Below are 15,609 nucleotides of genomic sequence, written 5' to 3'. Positions count from 1 at the left end.
CGCTTCAGTGCTCCGCGCAATCACAGCCCTTCCAGCCCGGCTGCTTGCTGGTCTGGCCTATGCCCGGATTGAAGGTATTGCTCGGGTCCAGCTGCTGGTAGAACTGCGCCAGCGCAGGCTTGGCCGGATAAAGATGGCCAACGTTGTGTTCGGCCGGGTACTCGGCCCCGCGCTCATCCAGCAGCTTCCACATCGCATGCTCGATCGCCATTGGGTCTTCGCCCTTGCGCGCGATGTAGTCCTGGTGAAAAACATGGCACAGGAAGTGGCCGTAATAGAGCTTGTGCAACAGCCGCGCATTCAACTCAGCCGGTAGCTGCTCGAACCAGTCGCGATCGTCGCGGCGCAAGGCGATATCCAGAGCAACGATGTCCTGCACCTGTGCGCGATGTACTTCGCGATAGCGCACCGCGGCACCAGCCACGGCGAATCTGTGCAGGAAGGCTTTGCGACCTTCGTCAGGCGTGCAGTGAAAGTAACCACCTTCATGCTCACCAAAGAAATCACGCAACCAGCTTTCCGTCGCCGCCGCATCCTGTGCGGAAACCTTGACCAGCAGATGGTGCTCATAGCGCTGGCGGAACTCACCCATGCGCTTTGGCAGGTGCGAGGGCAACAACCCGGTCAGCAGCTGCATTGCATGATCGGTAACGCCGCGCAGCCCCAGCCGTTCGAACCAGCCATCAACCCGGCTCTTCAAGGCAAATGCCGCCGGCACCCGCGCGGTGCCGAGCTTATCGATCAGCAGGAAGGTGTCCTTGCCGTAGCGCTCGCCAATGTCATAGGCGACGCGATGGATGTATTCGCCAGAGATCGGCAGGCGCTCGAAGCCAGTCAGCAGTTGGCGGCGGATCGCGGTAAGGCAGTCGGTGCGGTTGCTGCCGATATAGAACACCTCGGCCGCTTCCTTGGCGAAGGTATCAAGGCGCACTGCGAACACCGCCAGCTTGCCAGCCGAGCCCGCAGCCTCGTAGTGACGGCTGCTGTCAGCATTGAAGCGCGCCGGCGTTTCCGCATCCACCTGCCGCACCTGCTCGGCATAGCGTGAATCGGAGCCTGCACGCTCACCACCAACACACACATCGGCAGGCTGGTAATCGCCGGCCTGCAGCCGCTGCAGAATTTCTTCTGGGCTGTCGCCCAGCGCAATACCAAGATGATTAACCAGCTGCAGCTGTCCATCACCATCAACCTGCGCGTACAGCGCCATCTCGGTATAGGCCGGGCCACGCCGCACCAGCGAGCCACCGGAGTTGTTGCAGACACCCCCCAGCACCGATGCACCGATGCACGAGGAACCAATCACCGAATGCGGTTCGCGACCCAACGGTGCCAAGGTCTGCTCCAAGCGATCCAGCGTGGCGCCGGGCAGGCACAGCACTTGTCGCCCTTCATCAAGCAACTGCACGCCGGTAAGGCGCAGCGTGCTGATCAGCACAATCGGTCGACCATAGTCGTCGCCATCCGGCGTCGAGCCGCCGGTCAAGCCGGTATTGGCTGCCTGCAGGATGATGGCCGCCCCACCCTGCACCGCGGCCTGCAGGGCACGCCACATCTCCAACAAGGTCGCCGGACGCACTACCGCCAGCACAGCGCCATCACCGAAGCGGTAGCCCTTGCGGAAACGACGCGTCGCCTTGTCGCCAGTCAATACATGGGCGTTACCAACGGCGCTGCGCAGCTGCGCCAGCAGTGCTTCGTTCGCACTCATGCCAGGTTGACCAGCGAGTCACGGCTGATATCGGCAATGCGACGTGCGCCGGTCAGCGTCATCGCCACGCGCATTTCCTTGGCGATGAGGTCCAGTAGATTGGCCACCCCGGCCTCGCCTTGCGCGGCAAGCGCGTAGACGAAGGCACGACCGAGCAGCACGCTGTCAGCGCCGAGTGCAAGCATCCGCACTACATCGAGGCCGGTGCGGATGCCCGAGTCGGCGAGAATCTTCAGATCGCCCTGCACTGCATCGGCAATCGCCGGCAAGGCGCGTGCGGTGGACAGCACGCCATCAAGCTGGCGGCCGCCATGATTGGAGACCACGATGCCATCGGCGCCAAAGCGCACCGCATCGCGGGCATCGTCCGGATCGAGAATGCCCTTGATCACCATCGGGCCTTTCCAGAACTCGCGGATCCATTCCAGGTCCTTCCACGAAATCGACGGGTCGAAGTTGTTGCCCAGCCAGCCGATGTAATCCTCCAGCCCGGTCGGGCTGCCGCGATAGGCGGAGATATTGCCCAGGTCATGTGGACGGCCGAACAGGCCAACATCCCAGGCCCAACGCGGATGGGTCATCGCCTGACCAATGCGGCGCATGCCGGCATTCGGGCCACTCATGCCCGAATGCGCATCGCGGTAGCGCGCGCCTGGCACCGGCATGTCCACGGTAAACACCAGCGTAGTGACACCGGCTGCCTGCGCGCGCTCCAGCGCATTGCGCATGAAGCCACGGTCGCGCAGCACATACAGCTGGAACCACATCGGTCGCTTGATCGCTGGTGCCACTTCCTCGATCGGGCATACCGACACCGTCGACAAGGTGAACGGAATGCCGCGGCTGTCCGCCGCACGCGCCGCCTGCACTTCACCGCGACGCGCATACATGCCGGTCAGGCCGACCGGCGCCAACGCAACCGGCATCGCCAGCTTCTCACCGAACAGCTCGGTTTCCAGGCTGAGCTCGGACATATCGCGCAGGATGCGCTGGCGCAGCGCGATGTCGGACAGGTCGGAAACATTACGTTTGAGCGTGTGTTCGGCATACGCGCCGCCATCGATGTAGTGGAACAGGAACGGCGGCAGACGACGCTGCGCGGCCGCACGGTAATCGGTGGAGGCGGAGATGATCATGGGTCAACCGTGGGGGGAAGGAAGCCGCGAAGCGCGGGCACGCCGTGCTTCGTCTTCATCGAGCGTGCGCAGCGTGGTGTGCACGAACTCAAGATGGGTATGCGCTGCGGCACGCGCACGCTCGGGGTCGCCGGCCAATACCGCATCCATCATTTCGCGATGCTGGTCGGACAAAGGGGAGAACGTAGTCGAAGCGGTGTAGAGCTTCTCGCGACTCTGCGAGATATTGGTCTGCAGCAGCTCGAACAGGCCGCGCATCACCTGCAGCAGCACCAGATTGTGCGAGGCCTCGGCAATGGACAGGTGGAAAGCGGCATCGGCGCGCGCTTCGCCGGCCGGGTCGTCCTTGCCATGCGCGTCCATCATGGTCTGAAAGGCCAGCGCGATGCGCGCGCGGTCCTCGTCGGTAGCCCGTAATGCTGCATGCCACGCGGTAGCGCCTTCCAGCGCATGGCGGATTTCCAGCACGTCGAAACGGTATTCGGGATCGCCCTGGAACAGCGGCAGATACGGCACCAACGGTTCATCCAACGCCTGCCGCGCACGTGCAGCCGGCTCGGCCACATAGGTGCCACCGCCAACCCGTGCCACCAGCAAGCCCTGGCTGCCCAGCTGCGCTATCGCCTCGCGCAGCGCCGTGCGCGAGACCCCAAGCTGCACCGCCAGTGCGCGCTCGGAAGGCAGCCGGTCACCCGGCTGCAGTTGTTGTTCGTCCACCAGCACGCGCAGCTGCGCGGCCACCTTGTCGGAAATACGTTGCGTACTCATGCCGACATTGTGGCCCGAAGCTGCTTGGCGTTGGCGGGTGCGCGCGGTCATGGCTCAGGGAATCATCCAGGTCAGCCAGTAGGCCTGCGCGGTGGTGATCAGGCCGACCATCACGGTGAAGATCAGGCTGTGCTTGACGGTGAAGCGGAACAGGTCCGACTCCTTGCCGGCCAAACCCACCGCCGCACAGGCAATGGCGATGGACTGCGGCGAGATCATCTTGCCGGTGACGCCACCGGTGGTATTGGCCGCAACCAGCAGCACCTCGGACACCCCGATCTGCTGCGCGGTGGTCGCCTGCAAGGCCGAGAACAAGGCATTGGAGGAGGTGTCCGAACCGGTCAGGAACACGCCCAGCCAGCCCAGGAACGGCGAGAAGAACGTGAATGCCTTGCCGGTATGCGCAAGCGCCAGCGCCAATGTCGCCGACAAGCCGGAGTAATTGGCAATGAAGGCGAAGGCCAGCACCATGCCGATGGAGTAAATCGGCATCTTCAGTTCATTGACGGTCTCAGCAAACGTGCGCACCGCTGCGCGTACCGGCATGCGCAGGTAGATGATGGCGATCACCGCCGCCAGCATGATCGCGGTGCCGGTAGCCGAGAACGCATCGAACTTGTACACGGCCTCGTAGGCGGTGGGCGCGCTCACGATCGGCGGCATCTTCTGCACCAGCTGGTCCAGGCCCGGCACCGGCAGCTTCAGCACCCAGTTCTCCAGCGGGCCGCCGGCAGCGAACAAGGCCTTGAACGGCTTGATGCTCCATAGCGTCACCATCGCGGTGAGGATCAGGAACGGCGACCACGCCTTGGTGATCTGGCCGGCGCTGTAACGCGGTGCAGCCGATGCCTGTGCGGCAGCGTCAGCACTGGCCTCGGTCTCGAAGCGGAAGATGCGCTTGGGCTGCCAACGGCGCAGGAACAGCGTCAGGCACACCAGCGAGGCCAGCGACGCGGTGATGTCCGGCAGCTCCGGGCCAATGAAGTTGGAGGTCAGGTACTGCGCGATGGCGAAGGAACCACCGGCAATCAGCACCGCCGGCCAGGTTTCCTTGATGCCGCGCCAGCCATCCATGATGGCCATGATCCAGAACAGCACGATGATGGTCAGGAACGGCAACTGGCGGCCGGCCATCTGCCCGATCTCGAACGCATCCAGGCCGGTGACCTGACCGGCGACGATGATCGGGATGCCCATCGCACCGAAGGCCACCGGCGCGGTGTTGACGATCAGGCACAGGCCGGCGGCGTACAGCGGTTTGAAGCCCAAGCCGACCAGCAACGCGGCGGTGATCGCCACCGGCGCACCAAAGCCTGCCGCACCTTCAAGAAATGCACCAAAGGCAAAGCCGACCATCAGCATCTGCAGGCGCTGGTCTTCGGTCACCGACAGGATCGAGGCGCGGATGATCGCGAACTGCCCGGTCTTGACCGCGATTTTGTACAGGAACACCGCGCCGATGATGATCCAGGCAATCGGCCACAACCCGTACAGGAAGCCAAACCCGGCTGCGCCCAAAGCCTGCGACACCGGCATGCGATAGAACAGCAGCGCAACCGCCAGCGCGATGGCGACGGTGATGGTGCCGGCCAGCCAGCCCTTCATGCGCAGCACGGCCAGGGCGACGAAGAAGAAAGCGATCGGTAACAGCGCGATCAGGCTGGACAGCCAGAGGTTGCCAGCGGGGTCGTACAGTTGTTCCCAGGGCTGCATGCAGGTTCTCGTCAAAGGCGAAAGGCGGCCCACCCGAAGGTGGCGTGGCGGTGGCCGGGAATATTGGTATTACCAATATTCAATCAGTCCGACCAACGAACCGCGATTGAATCGCCGTTTCCGCGAAGATCCTATTAGACCATAGGGTTAGTGAAGGCTATTGGTATTACCAATGTGCAAATTTTGTAGGAGCGGCGTAAGCCGCGAAGCCGATATCAATACAACCACCCTTCCACTTGCCACTGCATCCGTGCAGCTTGCCGGCACCGTCAGCTTCGCGGCTTACACCGCTCCTACAAGAAAAAACAAAAACAAAGGCCCAAAAAAAACGGCACGTCTCCGTGCCGGTTTTTTTCTTCGCCGTCGCCGCTTACAACCGCTGCCACTCCGGCCCTTCCCCGCGCCGCCAATACACAGCCACCGCCTTGCCGTAGACCGTATCTGCATCCACCAGTCCGAAGAAGCGACCATCAAAGCTGTTACCGCGATGATCGCCAACCACCAGTAATTTGCCGGCCGGAATGGTGATGCCATTGATATCCGGACCGCCGCCGTCTTCCAGATCCAGCTGCACCTGCTTGCTGCCGAACAGCTCACGCGCCACATCCTGCCGCAGCGGCTGTTCATTGATGGACAGATAACCGTCATGCAACTGCACGCGATCACCGGCAACAGCCACCACGCGCTTAATCAGCCGCGTGCCATCAGCCGGGGAATCAAATATCGCCACATCACCACGCTGCGGTGCCTGCCCGGCCAGCAGCTGCACATCGGTGAAGGGCAGGCGCAGGCCGTACGCACGCATATCCACCACCACCCGGTCGCCTGGCTGCAAGGTCGGCTGCATCGAGCCGCTGGGCACCCGGTAGTGATTGGCCAGGCTGTCGCGGGCCGCGAACAGCAGCAGCAACATCACGCCCAAGGGCAAGGCTTCACGTCGCAGCCAGGCCAGCACGGGATGGGGCGATGCAAGGGACTCAGTCTCACTCATGGCTGATCACCAACTCCGGAAGTCAAGCCGAATTGACCGCCCTAGGCGGCCGAAGTTCCCAGCTACCGGCTAAAGCGGCCTGCGCTTTGCTACGCAGACTTTACGCCACCCCGCCCAGCCGCCATGGCGATTTGATGTGGCCGCGGCGCATCGTGGCACCACCGCGCCGCAAGGCGCTTGGACGTGGTGCTACATGAGCGTTTTACTGATCCGGCATACCCGCAACCCAACAGTGCCGGATGCATCCCTTCTACCCGCACAGCTCGCCGACCAGCCGCTGCAATGCCAGCACTGCGGCTCACTGCCTGCGTTGGCCCAGTGCCTGGATAACGCCCGACATCAGGCACCAAGCTGGGTGCTGATCGAGAACACTGCCACCGACGAAGCGCAATGGGCGCTGCACGGCCGCAGCGTCTGCAACGCACTGGATGCGTTGCCCTCGCCGTATATCGAGATCGCCCGCAGCGATGCAGACACGCTCGAAGCCCACCTGCATCCGCATCATGCCGCGACCGCATTGGTGGTCTGCAGCACCGGTACCGACGAGGCGCGACGCCTGTCGCTGGCGATCACCACACGTCTGCTCAGCAACGGACAAGGCGCCTGAGCCATGGCCATCTTCATCGTACGTGGGCCCGATACATGTGATGCGCAGCTGCAGGCTGCTATGCCACTGCCAAGCCCGGTCATGAACGCCTTGGTGCATCGCGCACTCGATGTCGGCGTCAGCGTGGCACAGCGCAGCTGCCGCTCTGAGCAGGAGCTGCTGGACTCGCTGTGCGCGGCCGACCACAACCCCGACGACGTGATCCTGCTCGCGCCGGCAGGCTGCGTGCACAGCCTGCGCCTGCAGCGCCTGCTGCCACGCCTACGCAATGCCTACGTGGAAGTTCACGAGGACGCCAGCGATGCGCCGCAGTCCTGTCTGCCGGAGCATCTTGGCCGTCGTCTTGGCGTCGCCCAGGGCTACTGTGCGCAAAGCTATGTACTGGCCATGGAACTGGCGCTTGAACACCTGTGCTGCAGCGATGTCGGCGACCGCGTGCATGTAGGCACCTGAGATGGATGCGCATCGCTACATCGTTGGCTATGAGGTCTATCTGGATGGCCACCCGTTCTGGTGGGAGCATCTGGCACTGCGTCTGGATGAAGGCGATCCATTGCTGCTGCAGCCACAGGCACTGCTGGATCATCTGTGTGCGATGGCGGCGCAGCGACATGACGTGGCTGCGCCGCAGGTGCGGTTGAAGATGATCAGCCGGTTGTAGCGGATGGCTCCTCTCTATCGGCTTCGCGGCTTACGCCGCTCCTACAACTGCCTGGATGGCGCTTTGCCGAGCATGGCTCGGCACTACGTGCGGCGGTCCGGGCCGCTTTCGCAGTGGAGCTCTGGCCAATACACTCGGCCTGCCCTCCTTAGAACTGCACCTCATCGGATTCACATGCCTCTACTCAATGGTTTCACGCTGGGCCAGGAATTCGATATCGAAACGGATCTGGTGCAGGCATGTACGGAACAACCCAACCATATCCTGGAGCAGCTTGTTTTCAGTTCGGAACTGGACTTCGAACCGTGCCGTGAGCTGCTCCAGAGCACGCTTTCGCTCCGTTACGGACCATCTGCAGCGCCAGCCTTGAGCGTGAACGGAGATGTCTCCGTGGCCTGCTATAGCTTCGCGAAGGACGCAACTCGGGTTACCGCCCAGATTTCCTGCGAAGGACCGAATTACCGCTGCCATGGCTTCATCCATGCCACCACTTGTTGGCAGCCCGACTCAAGTTCCTGATTCGTTATCATCGGCTCGCGGGCGGGCACACGCCTGCGTGAAGCACGCACCCGATTCCCAAGGACGATCTCTGACATGAATAGTCATTCCATGCTGCTGTGCTTGCTGCTTGCCGCTACGCCGGCTGTTGCGGCCGACGCCCCGGACGAGGCTGCAACATTGGCCATCGTCACTGCCGGCCATTGGCAGTCAGGGCAACAGCAAGGGGTTTATCGGGTGCGTCTGGAGAACGTTGGCTTCGAGCACGTGTCCTGCCGCGTCTGGATTGAATGGCTGAGCGCACCGGCACCCGGAAAACCCTTCGCAACAGTTGCAAAGCTGCCATTGGCCGAGGCCTCGGACAGCTTCTGGTCGTGTCCCAACCGAAGCAGCACCGTCGTACTCAGCGATGCCACGTTGCAGCTCAATCTGGTCCATGCCTATTCGCTGGAACCGCGTGTGTTCAATGTGGTGCTGGGTACGCCGGGCCACTACCAGTTGCAGACCGAAGGGGATACATCACCGTGACGAATGGAATCTCCCGTGCTTTCATCCCGACGCCGAGCGCTTCGTGCTTGATCGGTCACAGCCTGTTGTTGCTGGGGGTGCTGCTACTGGGCGCTTGCGCAACTCGCCCAGGCCCGTTGGGCGCATTGTCGAACATCGTGGTCACCGGCAGTGGCGTCGACAACGAGCGCGATGCGCTTCTGTGCGATGGATTCAAACCTGATGCGCAGCAGCTGCGTGTGTTCTTCCGCCATGCCGTGTTGATCACCCCGCGCCAGGAACATGATTTTTTCCTGCACGGGCCCTGCTATGTGCGCGGCACGCTCACCACCCGCTATGAGAGTTGGCACTGGGAACTGCGCAACGGCGGCACCGCGCGGGTTACTTCCGCTGCGGGTGATGATTCCTTCCTGCTGGCCGATCCGCGTGAGGAATCATCGCTTGGCGATGAGTGAGGCCAGCGCCGTTCCGTAGTGCCGAGCATGGCTCGGCACTACCTTCAGTAGTCTTCTTCGGCGGCGGCTTCGCGGCCTTGCTGGCGGATCAGCGCTTCTTCGCGGGCGTCGTTGATGGCGTGACGCACGCTGTCCAGGTCCACCGCATGCTCATCCGGGGTGAACTCGCCGGTCAACACGGTATCCGGCAGCAGCTCGCCAGCCTGGAACAACTCCCACATTTCCTCGCCGTACCAGGTCTCCAGCAGCTCCGGAGCCCAGCGACCAAGGTTGGCGGTGAGGTTGTTGACGTCGCGCAGCAGCATGGTGCGGGCGGCGTTGTTGCCGCCGGCGCTGACCACCTGCGGGAAATCGATCACCACCGGGCCATCCGGCCCGACCAGCACGTTGTATGGCGACAGATCGCCGTGGATCAGGCCACAGCACAGCATCAGCTTGACCTGCTGCACCAGCACGGCGTGGAACTCACGCGCCTGTTCGGCACTGAGCTCCACCTCGCCCAGACGGGCGGCGCTGAAGCCCTCGGCATCGGTCACCAGTTCCATCACCAGCACGCCATGGAAATAGCCGAACGGTTCCGGCACGCGCACGCCGGCGTCGCGCAGCTGGTACAGCGCATCGACCTCGGTGTTCTTCCAGGCCGCTTCGGCCTGCTTGCGGCCGTAGTTGCTGGCCTTGCCGATGGCGCGGGCCTCACGGCTGCCGCGCACCTTGCGGCCTTCCTGGTACTGCACGCGCTGCTGGAAGCTGCGCTGCGCCATGTCCTTGTAGACCTTGGCACAGCGGATCTCGTCGCCGCTGCGGACCACGTAAACCGCTGCTTCCTTGCCGCTCTTGAGCGGGCGCAGGACCTCGTCGATGACGCCGTCGTCTATCAGTACCTGCAATTGTTGGGGTGTTTTCACAGTGTCTCGGTGGCTGCGGGTGGCGGCTCGATCTGCATCGAACGTGGGCCGTCCGGGTGGGATCAGGCCGGCATATTGTTGCCGATGGTACGGAAACCGGCCAGCCATGGAAGCACACAGGGTTCAGGCTGGACAGTTGCGGTGGCACATACGCGAACGGCCAGGCGTTGAGCCTGGCCGTGGGGCTGGGGCTATTGGGGGTGATGGCGGTTTGCCCAGCAGGCTGCGCCTGCCCTCTCCCCAACCCCTCTCCCGGAGAGAGAGGGGCTCAGGCGCCTCAGCGGCTCAGGACGCCGGGGTTCATCAGGCCCTTGGGGTCGAGCTGGGCCTTGACCGCGTCCAGCACCGCCAACGCGGCCGGGTCGCGGCCGGCGCGGTAGTCGTAGAACTTGCCCAGCTGCAGGTTGGCCGCGCCATGCGCGCGCATGGTGTCGGCGATCTGCCGCTTGAGCGTGTCGGCGGCAGCGCGGGCCTGCAGGTGCTCGCCCGGGCAGCCGATGCGCTCGCGGTGGTCGACATCGACGGTGCGGACGTGGAATGCATTGTGGCTGTCCGGCCAGTAGATGCAGGGCTCGATCACCACCGTCTGCGCGCCCACGCTGGACAGCAGGGTGCCGATGAAAATGCCGTGCTTGTCCATCGTCGCCTGCTCCCGCGCGAACAGGTCCTGCAATGCGTTGAACATGCTGGAGGCCTTGGAGTGCGGCACCAGCGCATGTACCGGCGCCCAGCGCTCGCCCTGTGGCCCCAGCATCGAGTTCCAGGCGGCAAACGGGTTGGCGGCCATCATCTTGGGGATCGAAGGCTCAATACTCTCGCCGAACTCAGCCACCAGCTTGCGCGCACGCGCGACCCGATCGGCGACCTCGGCAGCGCTGTCGCCTTCCAGGGTGATGTGCAGCGAGAACTGCTCCTGGTCGACGATGTCGCGGCCCTTCACCGCCAGCTTCAGGCCGGAGATCAGGCCGCCCTTCTTGATCACATTGGTCAGCGCCTTGACGTCGCTGGACAGGCCAGCCCGGCGCATGCGCACGCGGGTCAGGGCCGGATCGAAGGCCGCGGTTTCGCTGGCCAGTCCGTGGCGTGAGAGCACTCCCAAGGCGCCGAACAGACCTTCCGCAGTCGGAAACTGCCAGGACAGGTAGTCGATATGCGCATGCTTGGGGATGAGCTTGAGCACGATGCGGGTCTTGATGCCGAGCAGGCCACAATCGCCCAGGAACAGGCCGGTCAGGTCCGGGCCGTACCAGCGGAAGAACGGCGTGGTGTTGGCAGCCGCCGCCGAGCCGGTGGTGAGGATGTCGCCATTGGCGGTAACCACCTGCAGGCCCAGTACCACGTCTGCCGAGCAGCCGTAACGGGCGGTGCCGTGGAAGATCGCGCCCTGCGACATGCCGCCGCCAACCGTGGCATGCGAGCCGGACATCGGCCCGAAATACGGGGTGCGCACGCCCTTGGCGTCCAGCGCGTCCTTCAGGGCCCGCCAGGTGACGCCGGCTTCGACCACCACGTAGGCATCTTCAAGATTGATCTCGACGATGCTGTCCAGCGAACTGGTGTCCACCAATACGCTGGAGCTCTGTGCGGCGGTATAGCCGCCGGTATAGCTCATGCCGCCGCCGCGGGCGATCACCGCAACACCGGCTTCGGTAAGTTGTTTGACCGCGGCGGCCAGCTGCTGCGCGTCATTCGGACGCAGCACCGCCAGCAGCGGCAGGCCCTGCGAGTAGACGTCGGTGGCGTAGTACTCAAGCTCGCTGGCATCGGTGACGATGCTGCCGCCCCAGCTGGACTGCAGCGTGGCGATGACGGCGGTTGCGGTGTCGTTACTCATGGGGGTCCTTCAGCTCAGGCAGACAGGGCGGCAGCGCGCCCCTGGTGATCGGAATCGGCATCGGTGATCACGCGCAGCGGTACCGGCAAGGCGCGCAGGCGCGCGGTCAGATCCGCCGTGGTGACGTCGCGCAGCAGGCCGTGCAGGCGGCGGCCAAGGCGCAGCAGTTCAACAACATTGGCATGCACCAGCGCAGGTGCAGGCGCGTCCACGCGACGGCGCGCAGCAGCACTGGGGGGCAGCCACGGCCATAGCAGATGGCGCTCACGCTCCCACTGCCAGGCATCGCAGAGGTAACCGCCGGCGCGATCGATGACGGTGCTTGGCAAGCCCTGCAGCAGCAAGGCCTGTTCTTCGGCAGTGAGCAGCCATGGCGAATGCAGCACGACTTCGCTGACACGCGCACCCAGCGCATCCACCAGCGCAGGAACGTAACCGGCAGCCGCACCGTGCGCTTCGATCAGCACCGGCAGCTCGGCGCTGTCGCGCAATGCATCCAACAAGGCCGCGACCACGCTGGCGGCATCCAAGCCGGAATCACTCTCACAAGACGCGCCGTGGCCTGGAAGATCCGGCAGCACGCACGCGCTGTAATCGACATCAAGCTGTTGCGGCACCAGCGGCCGGGTGCCGGGCGCATGCAGGCATAGGCGTAGCTGGCCCTGCCCTCCCCGCTCCCACACCGCCATGTCGCCGCTGGCGGTGGCGATGATGCGTCGTTGCCACCTATTGTTCGTCGCGGCACCAGCGTTGCCAGCAACGAAGGCCGGCTCGGCAGCCAGCGTCTGTGCCAACCACGCATCCATGCTGTCGAGCATCGCCGGGATGCCCGCAGGCTCTTCGACCACGGATACGTTGGCGGGCAGACTGCGCAGGCGCGGCATATGCGCCAGCAGCGGATCGCCATGGCGGTAGACCAGCCACGACGGCATCTGCAGCTGCTGCAGCCAGAAGTGATCGTTGTGGCGGAACGCTGCCGCATAACCGGCGCGATAGGTGTCGCCAACATCCAGCACATCCATCACCGCTTCGCGGGTGCTCTCAGTGGTCTGCGGCGGTATCGTCATCGCCGCTTCGGCGCGGCCGTCGTACCAAGGGAAGTAGTACTTCTGCTCGCGCATGCGCGACCACAGCCAACGCAGGTGCGAACCGTCCCACTGCGCCACGAATGGCGGCAGATAGGCATCGCCATACAGCGCGCTTTCTTCTGGAGTAAAAGCCGCGTAGCCATCCACCACCAACGCGGCGACACGCTCGGGCGCAGCCCAAGCCAACCAGGTCGCTATCAGCCCGCCGGTATGCATGCCGAATACCGCAAAGCGCTGCAGGCCGATGGCGTCGACGAACTCCAGGGTAGCCGCACCGAACTCGGCAATCGTCATCGGGTTGCCGGGCAAGGCATCGGAATAGCCGAAGCCAGGCGTATCCGGCGCAATCACCGTATAGCGGTCGGCATAACGTTGCTGCATCGCTGCCCACATGCGCGAGTTCTGCGGCGATTGATGGATCAGCAGCAGCGCCGGGCCGCTGCCGGCAATGCGGTAGTGCACCTGCCGTCCGTTGACGGAAGCGAAGCGGCGTTGGATCTGGGTCATGCGTGTTCCTTAGAGCCGTACCAGCGCCTTGCCCAGGTTGTCGCCATTGAGCAGGCCGATGAAACCAGCCGGCGCAGTGGCCAGCCCGTCGTGAATATGTTCGCGGTAGCGCAGCGTGCCGGCGGCGATCATCTGCGCCAGTTCACTGCGGCATTGCGCGAAGTCGGCCAGATGGTCGTAGACCACCAGCCCTTCGAGCCGAGCGCGTGCGCCGATCACCGGCCCGAGATTGGGGCCAGCCGGGCGCTCGGCGCGGTTGTACTGATCACTGAGCCCGCACAACACCACCCGCGCATGCAGGCGTAGCAGCGACAGCGCGGCTTCCAGCACGGCGCCACCGACATTATCGAAATAACCATCAATGCCATCCGGGCAGGCCGCGCGCAGCGCCTTGGCGAACTCCGCATCGCGATAGCTGACGCAGGCATCAAAGCCGAAATCGTCGGTGACGATGGCGCACTTCTGCGCACTGCCGGCGATGCCAACCACGCGGCAACCTGCAGCCTTGCACAGCTGGCCGACAACGCTGCCAACCGCACCAGCGGCGGTGGATACCAGGATGGTTTGTCCGGGTTTCGGTTGCAGAATCCTGCGCACACCGGCCCACGCCGTGAGCCCGGGAATACCCAGCACGCCAACAGCGGTACTGACCGGTGCCAGCGTCGCATCGATCAGCGAAGCGGTGCCTGCATCCAGCACGGCCTGCTCGGCCCAGCCGGTCATGCCGGTCACGACATTGCCGGGCACGAAACGACCACTGCGATCTTCGATCACCGTACCGATGCCATAGCCCGGCACGATGCTACCCAGCGGCGGGCACGGCAGCGCATAGCGGCCACCAAGCTGCGCGCGCAGGAACGGGTCCAGCGACAACCATTGCACCTGCACCAACAACTGGCCGTCACCGACAACCGGCAACGGCAGCTGCTGCGTTTCAAAATCCTGCAGCTGCGGCAAGTCTTGCGGAATCTGCCGCAGGCAGACGGCCTGCATTGTGCTGTGCAGGCCGTCCATCATCAGAACGCGTTGATGCCGGTCAGCTCGCGGCCGATCACCAGCTGGTGCACGGTCTCGGTGCCTTCGTACGTGATCACCGACTCCAGGTTCAGCGCATGACGGATCGCACCGTGTTCGGTGGTGATGCCGGCACCGCCGAGCAGGTCACGGCACTCGCGGGCGATGTCGATGGCCAGGCGGCAGTTGTTCCACTTGGCCAGCGAGACCTGCTGCGGCTGCATCTGCCCGGCATCCTTCAGACGGCCGAGCTGCAACACCAGCAACTGGCCGGCAGTGATACGGCGGGCCATGTCGGCCATCTTGATCTGCGCGCTCTGGGTGGCGGCGACTGGGCGGCCGAACAGGATGCGCTCCTTGGTATAGGCCAGCACTTCGTCCAGGCAGGCAATCGCGGCGCCCAGCGGGCCCCAGGTGATGCCGTAGCGGGCCTGGGTGAGGCAGCCCAGCGGGCCCTTCAGGCCCTTCACGTTGGGCAGGCGGTTGGCATCGGGCACGCGCACGTTGTCGAAGAACAGCGCGCCGGTGACCGAGGCGCGCAGGCTCATCTTGTGCTTGATCTCCTGGGTGGTGAAACCCGGGGTGCCCTTCTCGATGACGAAGCCCTGCACGCCCTCGTCGGTATTGGCCCAGACGATGGCGATATCGGCTACAGAACCATTGGTGATCCACATCTTGGAACCGTTGATCACCCAATCGCCACCGTCCTTCACTGCACGGGTTTTCATCGCCGCCGGGTCGGAACCACCGTGGGCTTCGGTCAGGCCGAAGCAGCCGATCACCTTGCCGCGCGACATGTCCGGCAGCCAGCGCATGCGCTGCTCTTCCGAGCCGTAGGCGTAGATGGGGTACATGCACAGCGAGCTCTGCACCGAGACGAAGCTGCGGATGCCGGAATCACCGCGCTCCAGTTCCTGGCAGATCAGGCCGTAGCTGACGCTGTTCAAGCCGGCGCCGCCGTACTGTTCCGGCAGCGAGCTGCCAAGCAGGCCCATGTCGGCGATCTCATCGATCAGCTCGGTCGGGAAGCGACCCTGGTCGAAGCAGTCGCCGATGATCGGCAGCACGCGCTCATCGGTGAAACGGGCAACGGAATCCTGTACAGCGCGTTCTTCCTCGCTCAGCAGCGAACGCACGTCGAACAAATCGTAGGGGTTCAGTGTCTTCAGGCTCATTACTGTCTCTGGAAGGCGCATCCGCGCCCGGAAGGTAGG

16 protein-coding genes are annotated in these 15,609 nt (G+C 64.1%); 6 read left to right on the top strand and 10 right to left on the bottom strand.

Annotated features, from left to right (window positions below):
• Positions 1 to 4: 4 nt before the first annotated feature.
• The 5 genes from dld to lepB form a co-directional block, all read right to left on the bottom strand.
• On the bottom strand, positions 5 to 1,711 hold the full coding sequence (gene dld, locus ACVOLR_RS07290; protein ID WP_481535847.1) for a D-lactate dehydrogenase: 1,707 nt from the start codon (positions 1,709 to 1,711) through the stop codon (positions 5 to 7).
• A complete protein-coding gene (gene lldD, locus ACVOLR_RS07285; RefSeq protein WP_282268288.1) occupies positions 1,708 to 2,847 on the bottom strand; it encodes an FMN-dependent L-lactate dehydrogenase LldD in 1,140 nt (379 codons plus the stop codon). The genes dld and lldD overlap by 4 nt, the downstream gene beginning before the upstream one ends.
• A gap of 3 nt (positions 2,848 to 2,850) precedes the next feature.
• On the bottom strand, positions 2,851 to 3,615 hold the full coding sequence (lldR, locus tag ACVOLR_RS07280; protein WP_481535846.1) for a transcriptional regulator LldR: 765 nt from the start codon (positions 3,613 to 3,615) through the stop codon (positions 2,851 to 2,853).
• Between the two features lie 54 nt (positions 3,616 to 3,669).
• Positions 3,670 to 5,328 carry an L-lactate permease gene (lldP, locus tag ACVOLR_RS07275; RefSeq protein WP_481535845.1) on the bottom strand — a complete coding sequence of 553 codons (1,659 nt, stop codon included), beginning with the start codon at positions 5,326 to 5,328 and terminating at the stop codon, positions 3,670 to 3,672.
• A gap of 370 nt (positions 5,329 to 5,698) precedes the next feature.
• Entirely contained in the window at positions 5,699 to 6,319 is a 621-nt protein-coding gene (lepB, locus tag ACVOLR_RS07270; RefSeq protein WP_481535844.1) for a signal peptidase I, read from the bottom strand.
• Positions 6,320 to 6,512: 193 nt separating this feature from the next.
• On the opposite strand from lepB, the gene ACVOLR_RS07265 reads away from it, so the two are divergent.
• From ACVOLR_RS07265 to ACVOLR_RS07240, 6 genes are all read left to right on the top strand, one after another.
• Complete coding sequence (locus tag ACVOLR_RS07265) at positions 6,513 to 6,926, top strand: hypothetical protein (protein ID WP_481535843.1); 414 nt, start codon at positions 6,513 to 6,515, stop codon at positions 6,924 to 6,926.
• A gap of 3 nt (positions 6,927 to 6,929) precedes the next feature.
• Complete coding sequence (locus ACVOLR_RS07260) at positions 6,930 to 7,379, top strand: 3-dehydroquinate dehydratase (RefSeq protein ID WP_481535842.1); 450 nt, start codon at positions 6,930 to 6,932, stop codon at positions 7,377 to 7,379.
• 1 nt (position 7,380) lies between these two features.
• Positions 7,381 to 7,587, top strand: a complete 207-nt coding sequence (locus tag ACVOLR_RS07255) for a hypothetical protein (RefSeq protein WP_481535841.1) — start codon at positions 7,381 to 7,383, stop codon at positions 7,585 to 7,587.
• Positions 7,588 to 7,761: 174 nt separating this feature from the next.
• On the top strand, positions 7,762 to 8,106 hold the full coding sequence (locus ACVOLR_RS07250) for a hypothetical protein (RefSeq protein WP_481535840.1): 345 nt from the start codon (positions 7,762 to 7,764) through the stop codon (positions 8,104 to 8,106).
• A 75-nt stretch (positions 8,107 to 8,181) separates the two neighbouring features.
• Positions 8,182 to 8,613: a hypothetical protein gene (locus ACVOLR_RS07245; protein ID WP_481535839.1), complete on the top strand. Its 432-nt coding sequence runs from the start codon at positions 8,182 to 8,184 to the stop codon at positions 8,611 to 8,613.
• On the top strand, positions 8,610 to 9,047 hold the full coding sequence (locus tag ACVOLR_RS07240) for a hypothetical protein (protein ID WP_481535838.1): 438 nt from the start codon (positions 8,610 to 8,612) through the stop codon (positions 9,045 to 9,047). Before ACVOLR_RS07245 ends, ACVOLR_RS07240 begins: the two co-directional genes overlap by 4 nt.
• Positions 9,048 to 9,091: 44 nt before the next feature.
• Here the strand turns inward: ACVOLR_RS07240 and ACVOLR_RS07235 are convergent, their stop codons facing one another.
• From ACVOLR_RS07235 to ACVOLR_RS07215, 5 genes are all read right to left on the bottom strand, one after another.
• Positions 9,092 to 9,952, bottom strand: coding sequence for a PA4780 family RIO1-like protein kinase (locus ACVOLR_RS07235; protein ID WP_481535837.1), 861 nt, complete (start codon positions 9,950 to 9,952; stop codon positions 9,092 to 9,094).
• Between the two features lie 277 nt (positions 9,953 to 10,229).
• The gene (locus tag ACVOLR_RS07230) at positions 10,230 to 11,786 is read right to left on the bottom strand and encodes an FAD-binding oxidoreductase (protein WP_481535836.1); all 1,557 of its coding nucleotides are present in this window, start codon (positions 11,784 to 11,786) and stop codon (positions 10,230 to 10,232) included.
• 14 nt (positions 11,787 to 11,800) lie between these two features.
• Positions 11,801 to 13,381, bottom strand: coding sequence for an alpha/beta hydrolase (locus ACVOLR_RS07225; protein WP_481535835.1), 1,581 nt, complete (start codon positions 13,379 to 13,381; stop codon positions 11,801 to 11,803).
• A gap of 9 nt (positions 13,382 to 13,390) precedes the next feature.
• Positions 13,391 to 14,398 carry an NADP-dependent oxidoreductase gene (locus ACVOLR_RS07220; protein ID WP_481535834.1) on the bottom strand — a complete coding sequence of 336 codons (1,008 nt, stop codon included), beginning with the start codon at positions 14,396 to 14,398 and terminating at the stop codon, positions 13,391 to 13,393.
• Positions 14,398 to 15,570 (bottom strand): acyl-CoA dehydrogenase family protein, encoded by a 1,173-nt coding sequence (locus tag ACVOLR_RS07215; protein ID WP_481535833.1) that lies wholly within the window; start codon positions 15,568 to 15,570, stop codon positions 14,398 to 14,400. The genes ACVOLR_RS07220 and ACVOLR_RS07215 overlap by 1 nt, the downstream gene beginning before the upstream one ends.
• Between the last annotated feature and the right edge of the window lie 39 nt (positions 15,571 to 15,609).

Source organism: Stenotrophomonas sp. STEN030, from assembly GCF_056759995.1.
Note: the sequence above shows the minus strand (reverse complement) of the source record. Positions and strands in the feature narration are given on the sequence as shown.

Bases quoted from the DNA above. Each gene is read 5' to 3' on its own strand.
- ACVOLR_RS07215 (WP_481535833.1), bottom strand. From the start codon at position 15,570: ATGAGCCTGAAGACACTGAACCCCTACGATTTGTTCGACGTGCGTTCG.
- ACVOLR_RS07220 (WP_481535834.1), bottom strand. From the start codon at position 14,398: ATGATGGACGGCCTGCACAGCACAATGCAGGCCGTCTGCCTGCGGCAG.
- lepB (WP_481535844.1), bottom strand. From the start codon at position 6,319: ATGAGTGAGACTGAGTCCCTTGCATCGCCCCATCCCGTGCTGGCCTGG.
- ACVOLR_RS07260 (WP_481535842.1), top strand. From the start codon at position 6,930: ATGGCCATCTTCATCGTACGTGGGCCCGATACATGTGATGCGCAGCTG.
- ACVOLR_RS07225 (WP_481535835.1), bottom strand. From the start codon at position 13,381: ATGACCCAGATCCAACGCCGCTTCGCTTCCGTCAACGGACGGCAGGTG.
- ACVOLR_RS07245 (WP_481535839.1), top strand. From the start codon at position 8,182: ATGAATAGTCATTCCATGCTGCTGTGCTTGCTGCTTGCCGCTACGCCG.
- lldR (WP_481535846.1), bottom strand. From the start codon at position 3,615: ATGAGTACGCAACGTATTTCCGACAAGGTGGCCGCGCAGCTGCGCGTG.
- lldP (WP_481535845.1), bottom strand. From the start codon at position 5,328: ATGCAGCCCTGGGAACAACTGTACGACCCCGCTGGCAACCTCTGGCTG.
- dld (WP_481535847.1), bottom strand. From the start codon at position 1,711: ATGAGTGCGAACGAAGCACTGCTGGCGCAGCTGCGCAGCGCCGTTGGT.
- lldD (WP_282268288.1), bottom strand. From the start codon at position 2,847: ATGATCATCTCCGCCTCCACCGATTACCGTGCGGCCGCGCAGCGTCGT.
- ACVOLR_RS07230 (WP_481535836.1), bottom strand. From the start codon at position 11,786: ATGAGTAACGACACCGCAACCGCCGTCATCGCCACGCTGCAGTCCAGC.
- ACVOLR_RS07250 (WP_481535840.1), top strand. From the start codon at position 7,762: ATGCCTCTACTCAATGGTTTCACGCTGGGCCAGGAATTCGATATCGAA.
- ACVOLR_RS07255 (WP_481535841.1), top strand. From the start codon at position 7,381: ATGGATGCGCATCGCTACATCGTTGGCTATGAGGTCTATCTGGATGGC.
- ACVOLR_RS07265 (WP_481535843.1), top strand. From the start codon at position 6,513: ATGAGCGTTTTACTGATCCGGCATACCCGCAACCCAACAGTGCCGGAT.